The 21,987-nt window shown below is 68.7% G+C and carries 18 protein-coding genes, 2 tRNA genes and 1 pseudogene; 9 read left to right on the top strand and 12 right to left on the bottom strand.

Features of this window, described 5'->3' with window-relative positions:
- Positions 1–16 precede the first annotated feature (16 nt).
- On the top strand, positions 17–214 hold the full coding sequence (locus tag ACQEVI_RS19715) for a helix-turn-helix transcriptional regulator (RefSeq protein WP_432901894.1): 198 nt from the start codon (positions 17–19) through the stop codon (positions 212–214).
- Entirely contained in the window at positions 211–1,392 is a 1,182-nt protein-coding gene (locus ACQEVI_RS19710) for a tyrosine-type recombinase/integrase (RefSeq protein WP_432901892.1), read from the top strand. The genes ACQEVI_RS19715 and ACQEVI_RS19710 overlap by 4 nt, the downstream gene beginning before the upstream one ends.
- A 58-nt stretch (positions 1,393–1,450) precedes the next feature.
- On the opposite strand, the gene ACQEVI_RS19705 is transcribed toward ACQEVI_RS19710, so the two are convergent.
- The 12 genes and pseudogenes from ACQEVI_RS19705 to iolC form a co-directional block, all read right to left on the bottom strand.
- Positions 1,451–1,527: transfer RNA gene (locus ACQEVI_RS19705), tRNA-Pro, on the bottom strand.
- Between the two features lie 103 nt (positions 1,528–1,630).
- Complete coding sequence (locus tag ACQEVI_RS19700) at positions 1,631–2,833, bottom strand: Gfo/Idh/MocA family protein (protein ID WP_432901890.1); 1,203 nt, start codon at positions 2,831–2,833, stop codon at positions 1,631–1,633.
- On the bottom strand, positions 2,812–3,771 hold the full coding sequence (locus tag ACQEVI_RS19695; protein WP_432901888.1) for a TIM barrel protein: 960 nt from the start codon (positions 3,769–3,771) through the stop codon (positions 2,812–2,814). Before ACQEVI_RS19695 ends, ACQEVI_RS19700 begins: the two co-directional genes overlap by 22 nt.
- Positions 3,772–3,814: 43 nt before the next feature.
- A complete protein-coding gene (gene iolG, locus ACQEVI_RS19690) occupies positions 3,815–4,834 on the bottom strand; it encodes an inositol 2-dehydrogenase (protein ID WP_432901886.1) in 1,020 nt (339 codons plus the stop codon).
- A 61-nt stretch (positions 4,835–4,895) separates the two neighbouring features.
- The gene (locus ACQEVI_RS19685) at positions 4,896–5,678 is read right to left on the bottom strand and encodes an ATP-binding cassette domain-containing protein (protein WP_432901884.1); all 783 of its coding nucleotides are present in this window, start codon (positions 5,676–5,678) and stop codon (positions 4,896–4,898) included.
- Complete coding sequence (locus tag ACQEVI_RS19680; RefSeq protein ID WP_432901882.1) at positions 5,675–6,736, bottom strand: ABC transporter permease; 1,062 nt, start codon at positions 6,734–6,736, stop codon at positions 5,675–5,677. Before ACQEVI_RS19680 ends, ACQEVI_RS19685 begins: the two co-directional genes overlap by 4 nt.
- On the bottom strand, positions 6,736–7,713 hold the full coding sequence (locus ACQEVI_RS19675) for a substrate-binding domain-containing protein (RefSeq protein WP_432901881.1): 978 nt from the start codon (positions 7,711–7,713) through the stop codon (positions 6,736–6,738). The genes ACQEVI_RS19680 and ACQEVI_RS19675 overlap by 1 nt, the downstream gene beginning before the upstream one ends.
- A 111-nt stretch (positions 7,714–7,824) precedes the next feature.
- Positions 7,825–9,327, bottom strand: coding sequence for a CoA-acylating methylmalonate-semialdehyde dehydrogenase (locus ACQEVI_RS19670; protein WP_432901879.1), 1,503 nt, complete (start codon positions 9,325–9,327; stop codon positions 7,825–7,827).
- Between the two features lie 61 nt (positions 9,328–9,388).
- Positions 9,389–11,299, bottom strand: coding sequence for a 3D-(3,5/4)-trihydroxycyclohexane-1,2-dione acylhydrolase (decyclizing) (gene iolD / locus ACQEVI_RS19665; protein WP_432901877.1), 1,911 nt, complete (start codon positions 11,297–11,299; stop codon positions 9,389–9,391).
- A complete protein-coding gene (gene iolB, locus ACQEVI_RS19660) occupies positions 11,296–12,225 on the bottom strand; it encodes a 5-deoxy-glucuronate isomerase (protein ID WP_432901875.1) in 930 nt (309 codons plus the stop codon). The genes iolD and iolB overlap by 4 nt, the downstream gene beginning before the upstream one ends.
- A gap of 71 nt (positions 12,226–12,296) precedes the next feature.
- Positions 12,297–13,112, bottom strand: coding sequence for a Cgl0159 family (beta/alpha)8-fold protein (locus ACQEVI_RS19655; RefSeq protein ID WP_432906022.1), 816 nt, complete (start codon positions 13,110–13,112; stop codon positions 12,297–12,299).
- A gap of 177 nt (positions 13,113–13,289) precedes the next feature.
- Positions 13,290–14,246, bottom strand: a pseudogene (gene iolC / locus ACQEVI_RS19650) (5-dehydro-2-deoxygluconokinase); the annotation flags it as partial.
- 192 nt (positions 14,247–14,438) lie between these two features.
- Here iolC and ACQEVI_RS19645 point away from each other — a divergent pair.
- From ACQEVI_RS19645 to ACQEVI_RS19615, 7 genes are all read left to right on the top strand, one after another.
- Entirely contained in the window at positions 14,439–15,176 is a 738-nt protein-coding gene (locus tag ACQEVI_RS19645; RefSeq protein ID WP_432901873.1) for a GntR family transcriptional regulator, read from the top strand.
- 185 nt (positions 15,177–15,361) lie between these two features.
- Positions 15,362–16,471, top strand: a complete 1,110-nt coding sequence (locus ACQEVI_RS19640; RefSeq protein WP_432901871.1) for a transaldolase family protein — start codon at positions 15,362–15,364, stop codon at positions 16,469–16,471.
- 109 nt (positions 16,472–16,580) lie between these two features.
- Positions 16,581–16,651: transfer RNA gene (locus ACQEVI_RS19635), tRNA-Gly, on the top strand.
- 709 nt (positions 16,652–17,360) lie between these two features.
- Positions 17,361–18,440 carry a nucleotidyltransferase domain-containing protein gene (locus tag ACQEVI_RS19630; RefSeq protein WP_432901869.1) on the top strand — a complete coding sequence of 360 codons (1,080 nt, stop codon included), beginning with the start codon at positions 17,361–17,363 and terminating at the stop codon, positions 18,438–18,440.
- A 150-nt stretch (positions 18,441–18,590) separates the two neighbouring features.
- Complete coding sequence (locus ACQEVI_RS19625) at positions 18,591–20,015, top strand: HesA/MoeB/ThiF family protein (RefSeq protein ID WP_432901867.1); 1,425 nt, start codon at positions 18,591–18,593, stop codon at positions 20,013–20,015.
- Positions 20,012–20,548 (top strand): Mov34/MPN/PAD-1 family protein, encoded by a 537-nt coding sequence (locus ACQEVI_RS19620; protein WP_432901865.1) that lies wholly within the window; start codon positions 20,012–20,014, stop codon positions 20,546–20,548. Before ACQEVI_RS19625 ends, ACQEVI_RS19620 begins: the two co-directional genes overlap by 4 nt.
- The gene (locus ACQEVI_RS19615) at positions 20,545–21,984 is read left to right on the top strand and encodes an SAVED domain-containing protein (protein ID WP_432901863.1); all 1,440 of its coding nucleotides are present in this window, start codon (positions 20,545–20,547) and stop codon (positions 21,982–21,984) included. The genes ACQEVI_RS19620 and ACQEVI_RS19615 overlap by 4 nt, the downstream gene beginning before the upstream one ends.
- Positions 21,985–21,987: the final 3 nt, after the last annotated feature.

The following is a 21,987-nucleotide window of genomic DNA, read 5'->3' as shown; positions in this document are numbered from 1 at the left end:
GGAAGGGGAAGTACCGATGAACCAGAACGACAAGATCCTGACGCAGGCCGAGGTGGCCGCGATTCTCCGCGTGCCGGAGAGCACCCTGCAAGACCTGGCACGCCGCAAGCACCGCTCGATCCCGCAGGCGTGGAAGGTCGGCCGGGCTTGGCGCTGGCTCGCCTCCGACGTCGATGCCTTCATCGCCTCACGTGGTCAGCAGGTGGCGGCGTGAGCGTCACGAAGCGTGTCTACGAGTACACCGACAAGGACAGCAGGACGAAGACCTACACCGTCTGGCGTGCTCGGGTGTGGACCTATCCGCCGCATGGCGAGCGTCGTCAGGTCGAGGAGGAGTTCGACCGGAAGACAGATGCCGAGGAGTGGGAGCGAGAGCAGCGTGGTACCGCTCGGGGCCGGACCATCGATGTGGAGCGGCTGACGCTCGCTGAGTCCGGCTTGTGGGAACGGGCGGAACCGGTGCTGCGTGGTCAGCTCGCACCAAAGACCTTCGATCACTACCGGCGCGGCTGGGAGAAGCGCGTCCTGCCCACGCTCGGCAAGGTCAAGGTGGGGGCATTGACGGTCGGAGATGTGGAGCGAGCACAGACCACATGGGCGGCGGCTGGTGCCGGACCTTCCACCGTGAGGCAGGCTCGAAACGCTCTGTCGGCCGTCTTGCGGGTCGCTGTGCGTGACGGCCTGCTTCGAGCGAATCCGGCTCGTTCGGCTCAGCGTCCGGCGGGGGATGCATCTGCCCGGGACAACCGGCGTGTTGGGCGACCGCTCACGCCTGAGCAGTTGAGGACCCTGGTGACCGCAATCAAGGTCAAGAAAGGCGGTGGCCGATACGCGACGATTGCGGATCTGATGGGCTCGGCTGGGCTCCGTTACGGCGAGGCGGCGGCGCTGAAGATCGGTCAGGTTGACCTCAAGCGTGGGGTGATGCAGATCAAGCTGTCCGTGACCGAGGTCGCCATAGACGAGAACATCGAACTCAAGTCCGGGCACTGGCGAGAGGGCAATCTCGTGTGGGGGCCACCCAAGGGCGGTGAACGGACCGTGCCGGTTCCGCTCCACCTCGTGGAAGCCCTCGACGAGCTCATTGCCGGTCGGCCGCGTTCGGCTCTGGTGATCGAGTCTGAGCGGGAGAAGGTGCTGCGTGTCCGGACGTTCCGCCGGAAGGTCGATTGGACGAAGCTTGTCGCGGACCTGGGCTTCGACGGCTTCCGCATCCATGACCTGCGCGCGACGGCGGTCACGAACCTTCTTGCGGCAGGGGTGCCGCCCCATGTCGTACGTGACATCGTCGGTCACAAGGACCTGCAGGTAACGAGTCTCTACGCCCGGGCACACGACGACGCGCTGAGCCTCGCTGCGGCGGCCCTGATGGCCTACCAGGGGCGGGCATGAGTGGGGTTCTGGTGGGGAACACGGTGGGGAGCGAACTACTCCCCCACCGTGTTTTCCCTGGTCGGGCTGACTGGATTCGAACCAGCGACCCTCTGCTCCCAAAGCAGATGCGCTACCAAGCTGCGCCACAGCCCGTCATGCCGACACGGAAACCAGGGGTGACCTCGGAGGTCCTCCAAACCGGTGCCTGACCGACGCGCCCCATCATATCCGGTAGGTACGACAGTGACGCCAGTTGTTACGGGCACCCGACGGCCCCCGAACGGGCCACAGCGTGCCACCGCCCGTCGACAGCAGAAGCCTCCGCGGCCGCCGCCACCCGGGCCGCCTGGAGCCCGTCCGCCACCGACGGCGCCAGCTGTTCCCCGGTAAGCACCGACCTGATGAACTGCGCCCCCTCGATGACCTTGAGGTCCTCGAAGCTCAGCCCCATGCCCCCGCCGGGGTTGAACCGGCCGAACTCCCCGTGCGCCCCGTCGGTCAGCACCCGCGTGAACCCGTACCCGGCGTCACCGGGCCCGAGGCAGACCTCCAGCTCGTTCATCCGCTCGAAGTCCCACCGGGCGGTGCCAAGGCTCCCGAACACCTCGATGCCGTACCCGCACCGCGGCCCCACGGCCACCCGGGACGACTCGAAGGTCGCCACCGCACCGCCGTCGAGCCGCGCGAGCACCGCCGCGTAGTCCTCGTTCTCCACGGGCAGCAGCTCCCCGTCGAGGTCACCATGGGCCTGGTGCCCGACGCCGCCACCCGCCGGCGCCGGACGCTCGGCAAGGAACGTCTCGGTCAGCGCCGTCACCTCCCGCACCGGAGCCACCACGTACTGCGCGAGGTCGAACCCGTGGCTGAGCAGGTCACCGAGCACCCCCGACCCGGCCGTCTCGCGCACGAACCGCCAGGTCCGGGGCCCGGCGGGCGAGGACGAGTAGTCGGCGTCGAGCACCACCCGGACGTTCCTGACCCGCCCGAGCCGCCCTGACCGGACCAGCGACCGCAGGTGCTCCACCGCCGGGGCATGCCGGTAGTTGAACCCGACGGCGGTGACCAGCCCGGCGTCCCGCGCGGCGTCGGCGATGTCCTGGGACTGCCCGACGGAGGTGCCCATGGGCTTCTCCACCCAGAACGGCTTGCCGGCCGCCGCGGCCGCGAGCGCGTGCTCGCGGTGCAGGTAGTTGGGGCTGCAGATCGACACGACGTCGACCTCGGGATGCGCGAGCACGTCGCGATAGTCGGCCGTCGTCGACCGGTAGCCGAAGCGTCGGCGGGCCGCCTCGGCGTTGGGCGCGGAGGTGTCGGCGACGATGACGGGGACGACGTCGACGTCGAGCTCCGGGTACCGCTCCCCCAGCGCCCGGTAGGCGTGCGAGTGGACGGCCCCCATCCAGCCCGCCGAGATCAGCCCGACGCCGATCCGCCCCGTCAGAGCAGGCCCAGGCCGCACGACGCCAGGTACTGGCGCGTCATGACGGCGTTCGGCAGCGGCAGCCGCGGGTCGCACGGGTACAGGTCCTGCTCGGTGATGACGTACAGGTCCTTGTCCAGGCCTGCCAGCGCGGCGACGAGCGAGGGCATGTCGGGGGCGCCGGCCGGGGGCCGGACCGACGCGCCGCGCGCGACGGCCTCGCCGAAGGGCCAGTCCTCCTTGTGCGCCTGCTCGGTCAGCTCGACGTCGAAGGCCTTGATGTGCACGTAGGCGATGCGGTCGGGGTAGGCGCGCACCATCTCCAGCGGGTCTCCCCCGCCGTAGACGATGTGGCCGGTGTCGAGGCACAGGTTGACGTAGTCGGGGTCGGTCGCGTCGAACACGCGCGCGATGTCCTCCGGCGTCTCGATGTGGCTGTCGCCGTGCGGGTGCAGCACCATCTTCAGGTCGTACTCGTCCTTGAGGATCTGGCCGAGCCGGTTGGCGTTCTCGGTGTAGAGCTTCCAGGCGTCCGGCGTCAGCACGCGGTCGTCGGTCCACTCCCAGGTCCTGTCGTCGCGGAACAGCGGCGGCAGGTGGACGATGTACTCCGCGCCGACCGCCGCGTGGGTCTCCGCGATGGCCCGGAAGGTCTTCTCGGTCTCGGCCCAGGCCTCTGCCTTGTGCAGGATGCCCCAGCCGGTCCCGGCGACGACCGTGAAGCCGTTGTCGTCCATCACCTTCTGCAGGCGCTTCGGGTCGGTCGGGAAGTAGCCGTACGGGCCCGTCTCCATGTACTCGAAGCCGGCCTCGGCCATCTCGGCCAGCGCCTTCTCCCAGGGGATCTGCTTCTCGTCGTCGGGGAACCACACGCCCCACTGGTCAGGGCAGACGCCGACGGTCAGCTTGCTGAACCGCGGGTCGGTGTTGCGCGCCTTGCTGGTGGGGGCGCCGGAGGACGTCGTCTCGCTGGTCATCTCGTTCTCTCTCGTCCGGGGTGGGGTTGGGGTCCGGCAGGGGTCAGACGGCGGCCGACGACGCCGTCGACGGCACCGGGGCGGGGGCCACGCTGCGGCCCGTGCGCGCGGACTCGGTAGCGGCGTCGGCGAGCGCCAGCGCCTGGCGCCCGTCGAGCAGCGACGGCGTCGGCGCGGAGCCCTCGCGCACCGCGGCCACGAAGGCGGCGAGCTCGCTCGTGTACGCGGCGGCGTAGCGTTCGAGGAAGAAGTCGAGGTAGGGGCCGCGGGCGCCCGAGGATCCCGCGGCGTCGAGCACTACCGACGTCGCCGTGTGGTTCTCCGCGCGCAGCGCGCCGCGCGGGCCGAACGCCTCGAGCCGCTGGTCGTACCCGGCCGCGCAGTGCCGGCTGTTGATGATCGTCGCCACGGCGCCGGAGGCGGCGGTGAGGGTGACGACCGCGGCGTCGTAGTCGTCGATCTCCGCGAAAGCGGGGTCCAGGCGCTGCGGTACCGCCTGGACGGCGACGATGTCGCCGAGGAAGAACCGCGCCATGTCGAGGTCGTGGATCGTCATGTCGCGGAAGATCCCGCCCGACCCCGCGAGGTAGCCGACGGGCGGCGCGGCGGGGTCGCGGCTGATGATCGTGAGCTGTTCGAGGTCGCCGATCTCGCCGGCGCTCACGCGGCGGTGGATCTCCGCGAAGCCCGCGTCGTACCGGCGGTTGAAGCCGAGCATCACGCGGTGCGCGCGGTCGCCGACCTCAGCCAGGCACCGGTCGGCGCGGGCCAGGTCGAGGTCCACCGGCTTCTCGGCCAGGACGGCCTTGCCCGCCTCGACGCCCGCGAGGATCTGCTCGACGTGGTGGGTGGTCGGGGAGGCGACGACCACCGCGTCCACCGCGTCGTCGGCGAACACGTCGCCGACCTCGGTGGTGGCCGCCGCGCCGTGGGCCGAGGCGAGGCGCGCCGCGGCGCCGTCGACCGGGTCGGCGACGAGCACGAGCTCGGCGTCGGGTGACGCGGCGATCGAGCGGGCGTGGACGGCGCCGATCCGTCCGGCGCCGATGAGCGCGATGCGCATGGTTTCTCCTTGGATCTCTTTCGGGACAAGCGTCAGGACAAGCGTCAGGACAAGCCTCGGGTCACTGCTCCAGCTCGTGTGCCAGCGCCGCGAGCTCGGCGCCGCCGGCCATCTGCGACGTCAGCTCGTCGAGCGTCACGTCCTTCTTCGCGTGGTACCCGAGCGGGCGGCCACGCTTGAGCAGCAGGAACCGGTCGCCGACGGGGTACGCGTGGTGCGGGTTGTGGGTGATGAAGACGACGCCGAGCCCCCGGTCGCGCGCCCGCAGCACGTAGCGCAGCACGACGCCCGACTGCTTGACGCCGAGCGCGGCGGTCGGTTCGTCGAGGATGAGCACGCGGGCTCCGAAGTGGACGGCGCGCGCGATCGCCACGCACTGCCGCTCGCCGCCGGAGAGCTGGTGGATCGGCTGGTTCACGTCCCGCAGGTCGATGCCCATGTCGAGCAGCTCCTGCTTGGTGATTCGCTGCATCTCCTTGACGTCGAGGATGCGAGCCGGGCCGCGCCCCTTGGTCAGCTCGGAGCCGAGGAAGAAGTTGCGCCACACGGGCATGAGCGGCACGACCGCGAGGTCCTGGTAGACGGCGGCGATGCCGAGGTCGAGGGCCTCGCGCGGCGAGCCGAGGGTCCGTTCCTCGCCGTGGATCTCCAGGACGCCCTCGGAGTGCTGGTGGCGGCCGGCGATGATCTTGATGAGCGTGGACTTGCCCGCACCGTTGTCGCCGAGCACGCAGGTGACGCTGCCCGCCACTACATCGAGGTCGACGTCCTGCAGGGCGAGGATGTTGCCGTACCGCTTGCCCACCCCGCGCATCCGGACGAGGGAGCCGCCGCTGGTGCTCATCGCTGCTCCGCCCGCTCCTTGACGACGAGGTTGACGATAGTGGCCACGAGCAGCATGAGGCCGAGGAAGAACTTGAACCAGTCCGGGTTCCACTGCGCGTAGACGATGCCCTTGTTGACCATGCCGAAGATGAGCGCGCCGAGGGCGCCGCCGACCGCCGAGCCGTAGCCGCCCGTCAGCAGGCACCCGCCGATCACCGCCGCGATGATGTAGAGGAACTCGTTGCCCACGCCCTCGCCGGACTGCACCGTGCCGAACGCGAACAGGTTGTGCATGCCGAGCAGCCAGGCACACAGCCCGACGCCCATGAACAGGCCGATCTTGGTACGGACGACGGGGACGCCCACCGCGGACGCCGCCAGCTCGTCCCCGCCCGCGGCGAAGATCCAGTTGCCGACGCGGGTGCGGACCAGCAGGTGGGTCGCGATCACCACGAGGGCCAGCCAGAAGATGACTGTCACGTCCCAGCGCACGCCGAGGAAGCTGATCTTGGCGGCGAACACCGAGCGGGCCGACTCGAACCCGTCCATCGCCGCGATCGACGGGCTGGAGACCCCGCCGGCCACGAGCCTCGTGACGCCGAGGTTGACGCCGGTGATCATCAGGAAGGTCGCGAGCGTGACGATGAACGAGGGCAGCCTGGTCACGATCAGCAGGTAACCGTTGAGGAGGCCGAGCCCGAGCGACACGACGAGGGCCACCCCGACACCGACCCACACGTTGGTGCCGAGGAACCACGAGAACTGGGCGGCGGTCAGCGCCGAGAACACGACGGCGACGCCGGTGGACAGGTCGAACTCGCCGCCGATCATGAGCAGCGAGACGCCGACGGCCATGATGCCGATGGTCGACGCCCCGTACAGCACCGTCGCGACGGACGAGAGCTGCGTGAACACCGGGGCGACGGTCGCGAAGAACGCGAAGACGGCGACCGCGCCGACGTCGGCGCCCATCTCGGGCCGCACGAGCAGCCGCGCGACCGGCGAGCGGCGCACGACGCGCTCGTCGGCGGGAGGCGGCGGTGACGCCGCCTCCGCGGGGGTGGTGGCCGCGACCATCAGCGGATGCCGTCCTGGGCACCCGTGAGGACGTCGGCCGCGTTGTCCTGGTCGATGATCGCCGGGCCGGTGAAGACGGGCTGGCCGCCGCCGAGCACGAAGCCGCCGTTGTGCTGCAGCCACAGCGACTCGATCGCCATGTAGCCCTGCAGGTAGGGCTGCTGGTCGACCGTGGCGAGCACGTCGCCGTCGGCCACCGCCTGCGCGAGGTCGGCGTTCAGGTCGAACGAGGCGACCTGCGCCTCCGACCCGGTCTCCTCGACCGCGTCGACGATGGTGAGCGTGAAGGGCGCGCCGAGGCCGATGACGACGTCGGCGGCGGCCGTGGACTGGAGCTTGGCGGTGACCGTCGAGCTCACCTGCGTCATGTCGGTGCCCTGCACGTACAGCGTCTCGGTGTCGGGGAGCTTCTCCTTGACGCCGGCGCAGCGCGCCTCCAGGCCCACGTTGCCCTGCTCGTGGATCACGCAGATCGGGTGCGTGAGGTCCTGCTCGGTGAGCAGGTCGCCGAGCGCCTCGCCCGCAAGAGCGTCGTCCTGGCCGATGAACGTGAACGCGCCGTAGTCGAGCGCGTCGTCCATGCCGCCGTTGAAGCCGACGACGGGGATGTCGGCGTCGACGGCGTTCTGCGTCACGCCCTGCATCGCCTCCCCCTTGGAGAAGGTGAGCGCCAGGCCGTCCGTCCCCTGGTCCACCGCCTGCTGGGCGAGCTGGCTCTGGCGTGCCGCGTCCGGGTCGCCCGAGTACTGCAGGTCGACGCCGTAGCGTTCGGCCGCGGCCTCGGCGCCGCGGCGGACGATGTCCCAGAACGTGTCTCCGGGCCCGGCGTGGGTGACCATCACCGCGGTCATGGTCTTCTCGGCGGCGGCAGCGGGAGCGTCGTCCTCCTGCTGCCGCCCACCCTCCGAGCAAGCGGTGAGGAACAGCGCCAGTGCGCCGCCGAGGGCGAGCGCACGGGCGAGGTGTGATCTGTTCACGTCTGGGCTCCTTGAGTCACGTCGTTGTGAAGGATCTGAGTGACCCACGCTACCGCTGCGAGAGCCCATGTCAAGACATACTTACTACCGGTCAAACGCCTGCAGCAGCGCCTACTTCTGTGAGTCGCCGGAGAAGTGGAACGAGGCGTCGGCGCGCTGCTCGCGGTGCGGCCAGCGCTGCGTGACGACCTTGCCGCGCGTGTAGAACTTGATGCCCTCGGGTCCGTAGACGTGGCTCTCGCCGAACAGGGAGTCCTTCCACCCGCCGAACGAGTGCCAGGCGACCGGGACGGGGATCGGCACGTTGACGCCGATCATGCCGACCTTGACCTCACGCTGGAAGGTGCGGGCGGACTCGCCCGAGCTCGTGAAGACGGCGGTGCCGTTGCCGTAGGGGTTCGCGTTGATCACATCGATCGCCTCGGCCAGGCCGGACACGCGCACGACGTCGATGACCGGCCCGAAGACCTCCTCGCGGTAGACCTCGTGTGCCGGGGCGACCCGGTCGATCACGGTCGGGCCGACGAAGAAGCCGCCCTCGTAGCCCGGCACGGTGTGGCCGCGGCCGTCGACCACGAGCTCGGCGCCGTCGCGCTCGGCCGAGCCGATGAGGCCCTCGATGCGCTCCTTCGCGGCCGCGGTGATGACGGGGCCCATGTCGGCCCCCGGCTGGTCGCCGGACGTCACCTTGACCGCGCGGGCCTTGGCGGCGAGCTTCTCGACGAGCGCGTCGGCCACCGAGTCCTCGACCACCGCGACCGAGATCGCCATGCAGCGTTCGCCGGCCGCGCCGAAGGCCGCGGCGGTCAGGTGGTTCACCGCGTCGTCGAGATCGGCGTCGGCCAGCACCACGCCGTGGTTCTTCGCGCCGCCGAGCGCCTGGACACGCTTGCCCTGCGCCGACGCCGTGGCATGGATGTACTTGGCGATCGGGGTCGAGCCCACGAACGAGACGGCAGCGACGTCGTCGTGGTGCAGGATCGCGTCCACGACCTCCTTGTCGCCCTGGACCACGTTGAACACGCCGTCGGGCAGACCGGCCTTCTGCCACAGGTCGGCCAGGAACAGGGAGGCGGACGGGTCGCGCTCGGACGGCTTGAGCACGAACGTGTTGCCGGTGGCGATCGCCATGGGGCTCATCCACAGCGGCACCATGACGGGGAAGTTGAACGGCGTGATGCCCGCGACCACCCCGAGCGGCTCCCGGAACGAGAAGACGTCGACGCCCGTGGCGGCCTGCTCCGAGTACTCGCCCTTGAGAAGGTGCGGCAGGCCGCAGGCGAACTCCACGACCTCGAGGCCGCGGCCCACCTCGCCCGCGGCGTCGGACACGACCTTGCCGTGCTCCCGGCTGACCAGGCGCGCCAGTTCGCCGGTGCTCGCGGCGAGCAGCTCGCGGAACCGGAACAGCACCGCGGCGCGCTTGCCGAGCGGGTACCGCGACCAGGTCTCGAAGGCCTCGGCGGCCGAGGCGACCGCGCGGTCGACGTCGGCGGCCGTGCCGAGCCCGAGGCGCGCGATCTCGGCGCCCGTCGCGGGGTTGAAGACGGGTTGGGTGCGCTCGCCGGACGGCTCGACCGGCTTGCCGTCGATCCAGTGGGTGATCAGGGACATCAGATACCTCGCTCGGGCTGGGTGGGGTCGGTCGGGGCGGCCGGGGTGGTGGGGCGCGGCGTCACAGGTAGTGCCGTTGCGCGGCACGGCCCGCGTCGTACTCGGTGCGTGCGGTACGCGTGCTGGACAGGGTGGAGACCTCGCTCACCGGCACGTCCCACCAGCTCGAACCGGGCGGGTTGGGCCCGTACAGGTCGGTCTCGACGTGGATGAGGGTCGCGGCGTCGGAGGCGACGGCGGTGCGGAAGGCCGCGCGGAAGTCCTCGACGCTCTTGGCGGCCAGCACGTCGACGCCGAAGCTCTCGGCGTTGCGCACCAGGTCGAGGGGCACGTCGTCGCCGTCGAGCAGGCCGGTCTCGGGGTTGCGCATCTGGTACCTGGTGCCGAAGCGCTGCGAGCCGCGCGACTCGGAGAGCGCCCCGATCGAGGCGAACCCGTGGTTCTGCAGCAGCACCACGATGACCTTGATGCGTTCGGAGACGATGGTCGCGAGCTCCTGCGGGAGCATCTGGTACGTGCCGTCGCCGACGATCGCCACCACCTCCCGGTCGGGCGCCGCCAGCTTCGCGCCCATGGCCGCCGGGATCTCGTAGCCCATGCAGGAGTAGCCGTACTCCAGGTGGTACTGCGACGGCGTCCGCGCCCGCCACAGCGCCTGCAGGTCGCCCGGCATCGAGCCGGCGGCGTTGATGAGGATGTCCTCGTCGCTCATCAGCTCGTTGAGCGCCCCGAAGATCTCGGTCTGGGCGGGCAGCGGCCCGTGTCCCAGGCGGTAGCAGCGTTCGGTCACCTCCTGCCAGTCGGCCACGCGCTGGGTGACCTCTGCCCGGTACTCCGCGTCCGTGGTGTGTCCGGCGAGCAGGTCGGTGAGCGCGGCGAGCCCCTCGCGGGCGTCGGCGACCAGCATCTCCGCGGAGTGCTTGGCGGCGTCGAAGGCGGCGACGTTGAGGTTGACGAACCGCACGCCCGGGTCACGGAAGGCGGTGTGGCTCGCCGTCGTGAAGTCCGTGTAGCGGGTGCCCACCCCGATGACGACGTCGGCGGTGGCCGCGAGCGCGTTGGCGGCGTCGTTGCCCGTGGCGCCCACTCCCCCGACGGCGAGCGGGTGGTCCCAGTTGATCGCACCCTTGCCGGCCTGCGTGTCGGCGACGGGGATGCCGGTCGCCGTCGCGAAGGCACGCAGCGCCTCGCTCGCCCCGGAGTAGACGACGCCGCCGCCCGCGACCACGAGCGGTCGCTTCGCGGAGCGGATCACCTCGACGGCACGTGCCAGCGCGGCGGGCTCCGGGACGGGGCGCGCGACGTGCCACACGCGGTCGCGGAAGAACTCGACGGGCCAGTCGTAGGCCTCGGCCTGCACGTCCTGCGGGAGGCAGAGGGTGACGGCGCCGGTCTCGGCGGGGTCGGTCAGCACGCGCATGGCGGCGGGTGCGCTAGACAGGAGCTGCTCGGGCCGCCAGATCCGGTCGAAGTACCTTGAGACCGGGCGGAACGCGTCGTTGACCGTGACGTCGGGGCCGCCGGGGTGCTCGAGCTGCTGCAGCACCGGGTCGGGGAGCCGGTTCGCGAAGACGTCCGAGGGCAGCAGGAGCACGGGGATCCGGTCGATAGTCGCGAGCGCCGCGCCCGTGACCATGTTGGTCGAGCCGGGGCCGATCGACGCGGTGCACGCGAAGGTCTGCAGCCGCTCCTTGGTCCGGGCGTAGCCGACGGCGGCGTGCACCATCCCCTGCTCGTTGCGGGCCAGCAGGTAGGGCAGCTCGTCGGGTCCGGTCTCGCCCACCGGCACGCCGGACTCGGCGGCCTCGACGTGCGCCTGCAGCAGCCCCTGCCCGAACCCCGCGACGTTGCCGTGCCCGAAGATGCCGAACGCGCCGGCGAACAGCCGCTGGGTCACGCCGTCGCGCTCGGTGTGCTGGTGCGCGAGGAAGCGGACCAGGGCCTGGCCGACGGTGAGGCGGACGGTGGTCATGCGGGCTCCTCGGTGAGATTCAGCGGAAGGCGCGGGTCGACGGGCTCCGACGCCCACGTCTCGCGCACCCAGTGGTGGGCAGGGTCGTCGACGGACAGCCAGGTGCCGTCGTCGGCCGGGCCGGCCATGACGTTGAGGTAGTACAGGTCGTAGCCGGGGGCCGCCGCGGACGGCCCGTGGTACCCGTGCGGGACCAGCACGGTGTCGCCCGTGCGGACCTCGGCCAGGACCTCGATCGGCCGGTCCGCCGTGCCGTACACCTGGTGGTGCGCCAGCCCCGGGCCGGCCGGGCCGTCGGCCACCTCGAAGTAGTAGATCTCCTCCAGCTCACGTTCCTCGTGGCCGGGGACGTCGCTGTGCGCGTCGTGCTTGTGCGGCGGGTAGCTGGACCAGTTGCCGCCCGGCGTGAGCACCTCGCAGACCAGGATGCGGTCGACGTCGACGGCCGTGCCGATCGTGTAGTTGTGCACCTGGCGGCTGGCCCGGCCCGCGCCGCGCAGGTCGACCGGCACGTCGCTCGCCCGGAGCACCTGGACGGGCAGCGTCCGGCCGGCGCGTGCGGTGCCGATGGCGACGCGGGCGCTCTCGCCGTCGGGTGTCTCCCCGCCGTCGGGCCGCAGCGTCACCGTCGAGCCGAGCGGCAGGTAGGCGATGTCCGCCGGACCGGCGAAGACGCTCTCGCGGCCCGTCAGCCACAGGTCGTGGTGCTCGCCGCTCGGGTCGGTGACGTCCAGGCGCAGGCTGCCACGCAGCGGTACGACGACGGCCTCGTCGGCGGTGAGCTCCAGGCCGAGCTGCCCGCCCGGGGCGATCTCGTGGACCAGGAGGCCGCTGTAGCCCCAGCCGGCCCGCTCGGGCGTGACCTCGGCGACGGCGCCGCCGGTGCGTACGTCGGGGACGCTCGCTCTGAGGATCAGATCGTTCACAGGGGTTTCCTTCACGGCGGTGTGGTTCCCGGCAGGCTTGTTCGGTACGGCGTCGTGCAGCGCAGGGTTGGTCACAGCAGGCGCACCGCCTCGTCCACGGCCGCCGCGACGTCGCCGCCCGGCGGGTACAGCAGGGACCTGCCGATCACCAGGCCGCGCACCGTCGGCAGCGCGAGCGCCTTGGCCCAGCCGGCCATGGCGGCGTCCTGGTCCCCGCTGACCTCCCCGCCGAGGATGAGCGCGGGCAGGGTCGACGCCGCCAAGACTCGCTCCATGTCGTCCACGACGGGCAGCTTGAGCCACGTATAGGCCGACGTGCGGCCCAGGCCGGATGCGATGGCGATGGACCGCATCACCGCGTCGGGCGTCAGGTCGTTGCGCACACGCCCCTCGACCCGCCGGGAGATGAACGGCTCGACCATCGCGACCAGTCCCCGGTCGGCGAGCTCGTCGACGGCGCGGGCGCTCGCCTCCAGCGTGGCGACGGACGCGGGGTCCTGCGGGTCGATGCGCAGCAGCATCTTGCCGCCGTCCAGACCCGCCTCGGCGATGCCGCGCGCGTCGTAGCCGGTGAAGCGGTCGTCCAGCTCGAACGACGAGCCGGCCAGACCGCCCCGGTTCATCGACCCGTAGACCAGCTTGCCGTCCAGCGCGCCCATCGCGGCGAGCTCCTCGACGAGGTCGGCGGTGCCGAGGAAGCCCCCGACGCCCGGCCGCCCGAGCGCGATCGCCGTCCGGCGCAGGAGGTCGCGCCGGTCCGCCATCGCCATGGGGTCGCCGCCCACCGCCACGGCGCCGCGCGCGGGATGGTCGGCGGCGATGACGAGGAACCGCTCGCCCGGGACCGAACCCGGGTGCCGTGGGCGGGTGAAGAGCCGCTCGCGCAGTGCGCGCGGGTCGCTCAGCCGCAGCTCGGCGACGTCGTCGACGGTCAGGGTGGGGCGCGCGGTGCTCCCCGCGGATGCTTCGTGAGCGGCGTCGTCGTCCGTGTCGCTCGTGTCGGACGGCGCGGCCGCCCGCTCGCGGATCTCGATGGGGGCATCGGTCCGCTGCTCCGGCACCCGGCCCGTGGCCAGCAGGTACTCGACCTCGGCAACAGTCGGCATCGACGCCGCGCACTCCAGCCGGGCCGCGACGATCGCGCCGGCGGCGTTGGCGAACCGCAGCGTCCGTTCGAGCGACCAGCCCTGCAGCAGCCCGTGGCACAGCGACCCGCCGAACCCGTCCCCGGCGCCGAGACCGTTGACGACGTCGACGGCGACCGGCGGCACGACCACCCGTTCGTCGCGGGTCTTGGCGAGCACCCCGCGCGGACCCTGCTTGACGACCGCCAGCTCGACGCCGGCGGCGAGCAGCGCGTCGGCGGCCCGGTCGGGATCCTTCTCGCCGACGGCGACGAAGCACTCCTCCCGGTTGCCCACGGCGATCGTCACGTGCGGCAGCGCGGCTTGGATCTGCTCGCGCGCCGTCTCGACGTCGGGCCAGAACATGGAGCGGTAGTCCAGGTCGAGCACGGTGTGGCCGGACCGGCCGCGCGCTTCGAGGGCCGCGAGGTGTGCCGAGCGGCTGGGCTCCTGGCTCAGGCCGGTGCTGGTGAGCCAGAACAGGCGGGCCGAGCGGACGGCGTCGATGTCGACGTCCTCCGGCGTGACCCGCAGGTCGGGGGCCGACGGCGACCGGTAGAACCAGAGCGGGAAGTCGTCGGGCGGGAAGATCTCGCAGAACGTGACGGGGGTGTGCAGCTCGGGAACGACGACGACGTACTGGTCGTCGACCCCGAACCCGCGCAGCTCGCGGCGCGCGTACCGGCCGAAGGGGTCCTCCCCCACGCCGGTGACGAGGGCGGTGGCGTAGCCGAGCCGGGCGGAGGCGACCGCGACGTTCGTCGGGCTGCCGCCGAGGAACTTGCCGAAGGACTGCACGTCCTCCAGCCCGACGCCGCTCTGCAGCGGGTACAGGTCGACCCCGATGCGGCCGATCGCGAGCACGTCCGGCGCCCACGCGTCAACGCGTCGTGTCATGCTGCCCCATCCCCATCGTCATCCCCATCGTCGCGGACCCGCGCGCACCACTCGTGCGGCAGATACCTCGACCCTGCCTCCGGCGCGCTCTTCTGTCAATACTTTGTCCTGACATTTGAACATCCCGTCCTCAGGACCTCCGACGGCTAGACTCTCATCGACAAGAAGATGACCCCGACGAGGAGGCTCTCCGTGCCCCAGACGCTGCGCATCGACCTCGACCGGTCGAGCCCGGTGCCCCTGTACCACCAGGTTGCCACCGCTATCGACGCAGCGATCGAGGACGGGCGGTTGCAGCCCGGCGAGTTTCTCGAGAACGAGGTGGCGCTGGCCGCGCGTCTCGGCATCTCGCGGCCCACCGCGCGCCAGGCGCTGCAGGACCTGGTCGAGCGCGGACGCCTGGTGCGCCAGCGCGGGGTCGGCACGCACGTGGCCCCCGCGCGCGTGCGCCGGCCCGTCGAGCTGACGAGCCTGCACGACGACCTGACGAAGTCCGGCCGCAAGCCCAGCACCGAGGTGCTCGAGCACCGGACCGTGTCGGCGAGCGCGGAGGTCGCGGAGGCGCTCGAGCTGCCGGAGGGCACCGAGGTGGTCATGATCCGCCGTCTGCGCATGGCCGACGGCGAGCCGCTGGCCGTGCTCACCAACTACGTCCCGCTGGACATCGCCCCGACCGTCGAGGAGCTCGCGACGAGCGGGCTGTACGACCTGCTGCGCTCGCGCGGTGCCAAGCCCAAGGTCGCACGGCAGCGCATCGGCGCACGCTCGGCGACGGCGGCCGAGGCGCGCACGCTCAGCGAGAAGCCGCGGGCGGCGCTGCTGACCATGGAGCGCACGGCGTACGACGACAACGGCAAGGGCATCGAGTTCGGGCAGCACATCTACCGGGCGTCCCGGTACATGTTCGACACCATGCTGTTCGCGAGCTGAGCCCCGCACTCCTACGTGTCAGACGCACACGTCACCCGAGTGATCCATACGTCTGACAACCTTTGTCCTGACATTCGGTTGACAGGTTGCCTGGACGCACTGTCGAATGGAGTCACGCCGAACCCTGCGACGACGCGGGCGCGGGTGCGGACGCGCACTGTCGGCCTACGCCTCCGGAGGATCTCGTGACCCAGACGCTCGACACCGCCACACCCGACGGCGCCGACAGGGAGATCCCCCTGGCGCGCATGACGCGCGAGCACCCGCAGACCGCCTTGTGGAACGACTCGGCGGACCCGGTGCAGCTCGGCCGCGCGATCGCCTGGGGCGCCGTCGGCGCGACCTGCAACCCGGTGATCGCGCTCGCGGCGATCGAGGCGGACCTGCCGCACTGGACGACCCGGCTGGGCGCGCTCGCAGAAGACCTGCCCACCGCCACGGAGTCGGAACTCGGCTGGCTGGTGGTCCAGGAGCTGAGCGTCGAGGCGGCCCGCCTGCTGCTGCCGGCCTTCGAGGAGTCAGGCGGCCGGAACGGGCGGCTGTCGATCCAGACCGACCCGCGCCTGCACCGGGACGCCGGTGCCCTGGTGCGCCAGGCCGAGCAGTTCGCCGCCCTGGCGCCGAACATCATCGTGAAGATCCCCGCGACGCAGGTCGGCATCGAGGCGATCGAGGAAGTGACCTACCGCGGCATCAGCGTCAACGCGACGGTGTCGTTCACCGTGGCACAGGCGGTGGCGGTGGCCGAGGCCGTCGAGCGCGGGCTTGACCGGCGCGAGCGTGAGGGGCTGCCGGTCGAGGAGATGGGGGCCGTGGCGACCATCATGGGTGGGCGGCTTGATGACTGGCTCAAGATCGTGGCGGCGCGGGAGGGTCTGCTCCTGCCGCCTGGGGTGCTCGACTGGGCGGGGGTGGCTGCTCTCAAGAACGCGTACCGGATCTTCCAGGAGCGGGGTTATCGCACCCGGGTGCTGTCCGCGGCGTTCCGGACGCACCTGCACCTGTCGGAGCTGGTGGGTGGTGACCTCGTGATCTCGCCGCCGTTCGAGTGGCAGGACTCGATCAACCGGAACTCTCTGGCGTTGCCGTCTCGGATTGACTCGCCGGTGGATCCGGAGATCCTCGAGACGCTCTTGCGTGCGCTGCCGGACTTCCGGGCGGCTTATGAGTCTGATGGGCTGGCGCCTGAGGAGTTCGCTGGGTTCGGTCCATCGCGGCGGACCTTGCGCCAGTTCCTTGAGGCGGATGCGCAGCTGGATGCGCTGGTGCGGGACGTGTTGGTTGCTGCGCCCTGAGGTGGGGCCGTGGTGGCCGGTTGTGCTGCGCGGCGCGCGTGGCAGCGGGGTCGGCGAGGGGCCGAAGTTTGCTACTGTGTTCCCCGCACCGTGCATCGCGCGCGGCCTTGCGGGCGTAGCTCAATGGTAGAGCCTTAGTCTTCCAAACTAATTACGCGGGTTCGATTCCCGTCGCCCGCTCAGAGTGCGGAAGCCCAGGTCAGAGAGTGTTTCTGACCTGGGCTTCGTGCATTCTGGCGGAGCGGTAGCGGCATCGGGTGGCCCTAATCGACCCGAAACCTTCCCGGACGGGGCGAGAGCCGGAGTCGCGATGTCCGCTGCACTCGATCAGAAGGTCCCCTCTGAAAAGGCGGACACACCTCGGAGCATGGCCAAGCGTCTCGACGCAGCAGGCGGCTACGGCAACGTCCGGCAGCACAGCCCCAACAACTGGAAGCCAGGAACCCGGCGATCGAGATTATCCCTGCGGCCCGCGCCTGGACGACAACACGGGAGAGTGCAGGAACACAAGGACCAGGACAGGCAGCTTCCCTTGTGACGACGCCCTGCGGGTGAATCCACCGCAGCTGGTTCCGCCATGCGAAATCTGGACCTGACCTCACCCAGCAAAGGTCTTCCCTCACCTGACATGCACTCGCAAGATTACTGCTAAACATTGGACCTTCGAATTTAGAAGGTGACCTCGAGTCTTTGGGCTTTTTGTCCTATTCGGTGCTGGGAGTCAGCATGGCCATCGAAGACGAACACGCCAGCGGCGACAGAGCTACTCGACCAATGGGGCTTACGGACGCGAGCCTCGACGGGACCAACCAATCACTACGAGAAGTGTCGGCACTGACGCAAGTTTAGAAAATAGTTCCCAAAGGGAAAACTATCAGGATTGGGAAACGTGGAAACGCTAGACAACGAGTTCGACCAGGCCGTCCGAAACGTCACCATCAGCGGCGAGAAGCGAGTGCGAGCAATCGCGGCGCACACCGAAGTACGGGAGTTGCTCGAAGCTGACAAGGAACTGCAGGAGTGGGGCGTCGACTCCATCCTCATCGGGTCCTATGCTCGTCAGACTGCGAGGTACCCCGGCAAAGACGTCGACATATTCCTCCGATTTAACAACCTCTCCGTCCGACACAGCCCCGAAAAAGTCTACAACGCGGTCGAACGTGTGCTCATAGCGCAGTATGGGCTCAAGGATGAGGAAGCTGGCGGACGCGTCACCCGTCAGGCACGGTCACTGAAGATCGACTTTCCAGACCCTGACGAGCAGTTTGGCGATGATGCCTTCTCCATCGACGCGGTCCCTACCGTGCCATGGGAAGACCACTGGGCGATCCCCAACCGCGACCGCGACCTGTGGAACAAGGACGACAAGCGGTGGATCAAGACAAACCCCGTCAGGTTTGCCGAGGAAACAAATGCACTCGCCACCGCCGAATGGAGCCCTACCGTCGGCAGCGTCAACGCCTACAGACCCATTGTGCGGCTCCTCCGCCAAGTACGGCATGTCCATTTTGGCGAGCAGCGACCTGGCGGCCTATTCACCGAAGTTGCTGCCTACTATGCGTGGAATGACCAAGTTGTAGCGGGCTCCACGTGGGCCGAACTACTGACCTCAACCATGGAACAGGTCGCCAAACGATTCGAGGAGTGTGCCGACCATGGACTCCCCGATCCTGTGCTCGGCACACCTATGAAGCCTGCTCTCGAATCGTGGCAGTGGAACAACGCTGCACACGGCCTAAGCCGCCTAGCAGAGCAAGCCAGGGAAGCATCCGACTCGGAGCGATGCCGCGCTGCCAAGATTTGGCGTGACATCCTCGGGACCAACGAGCGAGGGAGGGTGCTGCCGATCCCCGAGGGGTGCGACGCGAATGGCATCCCCGTCGGTCCGGTCACTGCCGTCAGTTCGCTTGGCAGTAACCAACCGCGTGGGTTCGCGAGCCTGCCGTGGCCGCAACACCGTCTCCGCTGACGCTCCGTGGAGACCTACGACGACGCAGCGTTTGACCTCTTTTGCGGAGACCTAATAGACGAGGGTTTCGCGCCAGTTCGGGACACCGCACAGGCGCGGTGGACCGGTCCCATACGCGCTAGCCTCAAGCCGCTTACGCACGCCACTCGCATGCAGATCCAGTTCTACGAGGGCTGGCCGATGCGCTACGCCCATGTCATCGTAAACGGACTCGACACAGAGCATGTCCGCCAAGGCATCATCTGCCTATGGGCCGAGGATGACCCATCACAGGTTGCGGGCCGGAATCTCGGAACGCTCTGGAACCGACTCGATGAATGGGCTCAAAGGGCGCAACAGGGCTTCCGTCACGAAGACCGCGCCCTCGACGCGTACCTGTTGTTCGACCACCACAGCACCCTCCAAGCCGAGCTGCCGCTCGGGGACCTCGTCCTCGCCGGCAGCAACGGATACCTTGCGCCCCTGACCGCAACCAAGCACGGCGACGGGACTCTCATGATTGAGCCCGTCCCGTCAGGTAACGCAGCTCAAGAAGATACTGCTCCGCTTATAGGTGTCTTCTACCAGAGGCGTCGCGTCGAGACACCGCCCCGCAACCTCGACGGCTTTCGGGCAGCGTTGACCAGGAGACAAACCGAGAGCCTGGCACGCGGCTTAGACACCAGATCGTCCGCCGCTCTGGGCGAACCTAGCGGTGGCCACGACTTCGCGGTCCTCGCTTGGTCCCGTCATGACGGGGAACACGATGCTGTCGTCATTGCCTTCGATGGAAGCGGCGACACGCTCGTGGCATCGGCCATTGCTGCCACACCCAATGACATCGCGGCACGGCGGCGGCGAGCAGGGAGAGATGCCGCGCTCCTCTCTGCCAAGAAAATTCTGATCGCTGGGGCCGGATCCGTCGGTGGACACGTCGCGCTCATACTCGCATCGAGTGGGGTCGACCGACTACGTCTCCACGACAGCGATTCCCTGAAAACCGCGAATCTCGCCCGTCACGTCAGCGACAAATACGGAGTCGGCTATGAGAAGACACTTACTGTGAAGGTAGCCATTGAGCAACATGCACCATGGGCAAAAATCGAACGTTATGCCGACCTTTCCTACAACCCAAAAATACTTTCCTCAGAAATCGATGGTTTCGAACTCATCATCGACTGTACCGGAACAGCCCCTATGACCGCCGCCCTTGCGGAGGTGTGCCGTCGCAAGAATATCGCTCTGATAACTGGTGCGCTCTACCATCAAGGAGCCTTAGCACGCATCCAACGTCAAGCCAGCGACGACGCTCTCCTTGCGGCCCGTCCTGCCGATCCCAACTACTACGAGCTTCCACCCGAGGACCCAACCGAGCCGGACGCTGGGTTCCTCGAACTGGGTTGCACCGCACCCGTCAACAACGCTCCGCCCACCGCTGTCCTGGCGACGGCAGCGGACATCGCACACGTCGCGGTCGACTACCTCACCGGGCGTCGCCAGAGGCACGATGAGCGCATCTTGGTATTTCAAGCCAGTGACCCACCGTTCGACCGAACGGGCACCTTTGATCTGCCTGCGGCCGGTGAAACCGGATGAGCCGTCCCACCTCCTCACCACAGCTCATCCTTTCCGAATCAGCCGAATACGGAATGATTCGCGCCGCTATCAAAGCGCATCCCACTGAAACCGGCGGCATCCTCCTAGGCGTCTATGTCGACGGCAAGCCATGGGTTACCCGCGCCATCGAGATTCCTAGTTCGGACCGAAGCCGACGCCACTACAAGATCCCACTAGGAGCAACACATCCTGCCGTATACACCGCACGGCGGGACGACCACCGCCTCGGATATCTCGGCGACTGGCACACTCACCCGGCCAATGTCGGCCCAAGTCCTAAGGATCTCGCAACCCTCGCTCTCTTCTCACTCAAGCACCCTCGAGCACCTAACCCGACCCTTGTCGTCGTACGTAACACTGCCGACGGACACGTCCTCGACACACGCCGGATCGTCACTGCGGCTCCGCGCCCGTGCGAGATCCGACTCGCAGGCGACCTGTTGCTTGAGAAGACCGCATTCAGCCACGCATCCACCGACCAAGACCAACCCACCACGGAGGAGCCCACGTGACTAGCAACCAGATGCCGAGTGCAAGCGGCGTCCGGATCGCCGGCGACGACTACCAATGGCTCCACGCTTGGCGATGCTGCATGGAGGCACTCCACGAGAACCTCACCGGGAACAACTCCAATCCGATCATCGCTGTCGGCGTCGAAGAAGCGGGAGTGGGCAACGGCGACGACGTGGTCCTCCACCGAGCACAGCCGCCAAACACGTATATGCAAGTTAAGTATGCAGTCGACAATCGTACCTCCATCAATCTCCATTACCTCGACAAGAGCGGCGTACTCGCGAAAATGGTCAGGGCGTACAGCGACCTCACCAGCACCGGAACATCCGTACAGATGCGGCTCGTCACCAACCGAACAGTCGATCCCAACGACCTGCTAGCGAGCGACCGAGACGGCCGCGATGGACGCCTCCTGCCACGCGCGGCTCAAGGTGGGCCGAAGTCCGACCGGGAAAAGGCCCGTTCTGCTTGGGCCCAGAAGGCCGGTACCGACAACCCGGGCCTTATGGACTTCCTCTCTAACTTCCACCTCGACGTGGCCTACGACATTGACCGCCTCCGAAGAGATAACAGCCTGCTGATGACGGCAAACGGCCTCCGGTCCGACGCCTTGGCCGTCACTGTCGGCGCAGACTGGGTCAAAAAGCAGGTGATTGCCGGTCACCGCCACATCACCCTCGGCGACATCGAGATCGCCATTGACACGCTCGAACTTCGAGCTGGGGCGCCCTGGACAACCGTCTCGGTCGCGACCATCAAGCACGATGAAGTCGCAGACCAAGCGGCAGTCAGTATCGACTGGGTTGACCGAATCGGCGGCATCACCGATTGGACCCGCGTCAGCCCCACGCCACCACACACGTGGGAGGAACTCGCCGCAGACATCCGTACCATCACTGGACAGCTCGGCGGAAGCAAGCGGGTTCTCGTCACAGGCCACCTACGCCAAGCGACTGGTTTCCTGATCGGTACGGAACTACGTCGCGTCACCGGCTACGAAGTTGGCATCCGTCAACGCGAACAACTCTGGACCGGTGAAACTCCGACCACCAAAGACGCCATCACCGTTTCCGAGCAGGATGCCCTAACAGGGCCAGATACGGCCATCATCGTCAACGTTGCCGCCGACGCCGCAGACATCGCCACGGAATGGATTCGTCAATCTGAGCTACCCATCGGCATTATCTTCATTGCCGAACCTGTTGCTGGCACCGGCCCCAAAGCCGTACCAACGCCAATAGCCGCCAACAGCGTCGCAATCGCTGTCCGAGACCTCGCGCGTCGCCACGTGAATGGTGAACTCCACCTGTTCCTCATCGGACCGCTTGGCCTTGCGGTACTCCTCGGACACCACTGGAACCGAGTCACCACCACACATGTCTACGAACACCTTGGCGGAACTGAATACGCCAAGGCCTTTACAATCGACGCCTAACCT

Origin of the sequence: Promicromonospora sp. CA-289599 (genome assembly GCF_050936155.1) — a bacterium.
Taxonomy (GTDB): domain Bacteria; phylum Actinomycetota; class Actinomycetes; order Actinomycetales; family Cellulomonadaceae; genus Promicromonospora.
The sequence above is the reverse complement of the archived record's forward strand: the minus strand, read 5'-3'. Positions and strand labels throughout refer to the sequence as shown.

What these genes read in the sequence shown, in the direction of transcription:
- ACQEVI_RS19715 (WP_432901894.1), top strand. Translation starts at nt 17, where the DNA reads ATGAACCAGAACGACAAGATCCTGACGCAGGCCGAGGTGGCCGCGATT.
- iolD (WP_432901877.1), bottom strand. Translation starts at nt 11,299, where the DNA reads ATGACCACCGTCCGCCTCACCGTCGGCCAGGCCCTGGTCCGCTTCCTC.
- ACQEVI_RS19680 (WP_432901882.1), bottom strand. Translation starts at nt 6,736, where the DNA reads ATGGTCGCGGCCACCACCCCCGCGGAGGCGGCGTCACCGCCGCCTCCC.
- ACQEVI_RS19625 (WP_432901867.1), top strand. Translation starts at nt 18,591, where the DNA reads ATGCAGATCCAGTTCTACGAGGGCTGGCCGATGCGCTACGCCCATGTC.
- ACQEVI_RS19695 (WP_432901888.1), bottom strand. Translation starts at nt 3,771, where the DNA reads ATGACCAGCGAGACGACGTCCTCCGGCGCCCCCACCAGCAAGGCGCGC.
- ACQEVI_RS19620 (WP_432901865.1), top strand. Translation starts at nt 20,012, where the DNA reads ATGAGCCGTCCCACCTCCTCACCACAGCTCATCCTTTCCGAATCAGCC.
- ACQEVI_RS19685 (WP_432901884.1), bottom strand. Translation starts at nt 5,678, where the DNA reads ATGAGCACCAGCGGCGGCTCCCTCGTCCGGATGCGCGGGGTGGGCAAG.
- ACQEVI_RS19670 (WP_432901879.1), bottom strand. Translation starts at nt 9,327, where the DNA reads ATGTCCCTGATCACCCACTGGATCGACGGCAAGCCGGTCGAGCCGTCC.
- iolG (WP_432901886.1), bottom strand. Translation starts at nt 4,834, where the DNA reads ATGCGCATCGCGCTCATCGGCGCCGGACGGATCGGCGCCGTCCACGCC.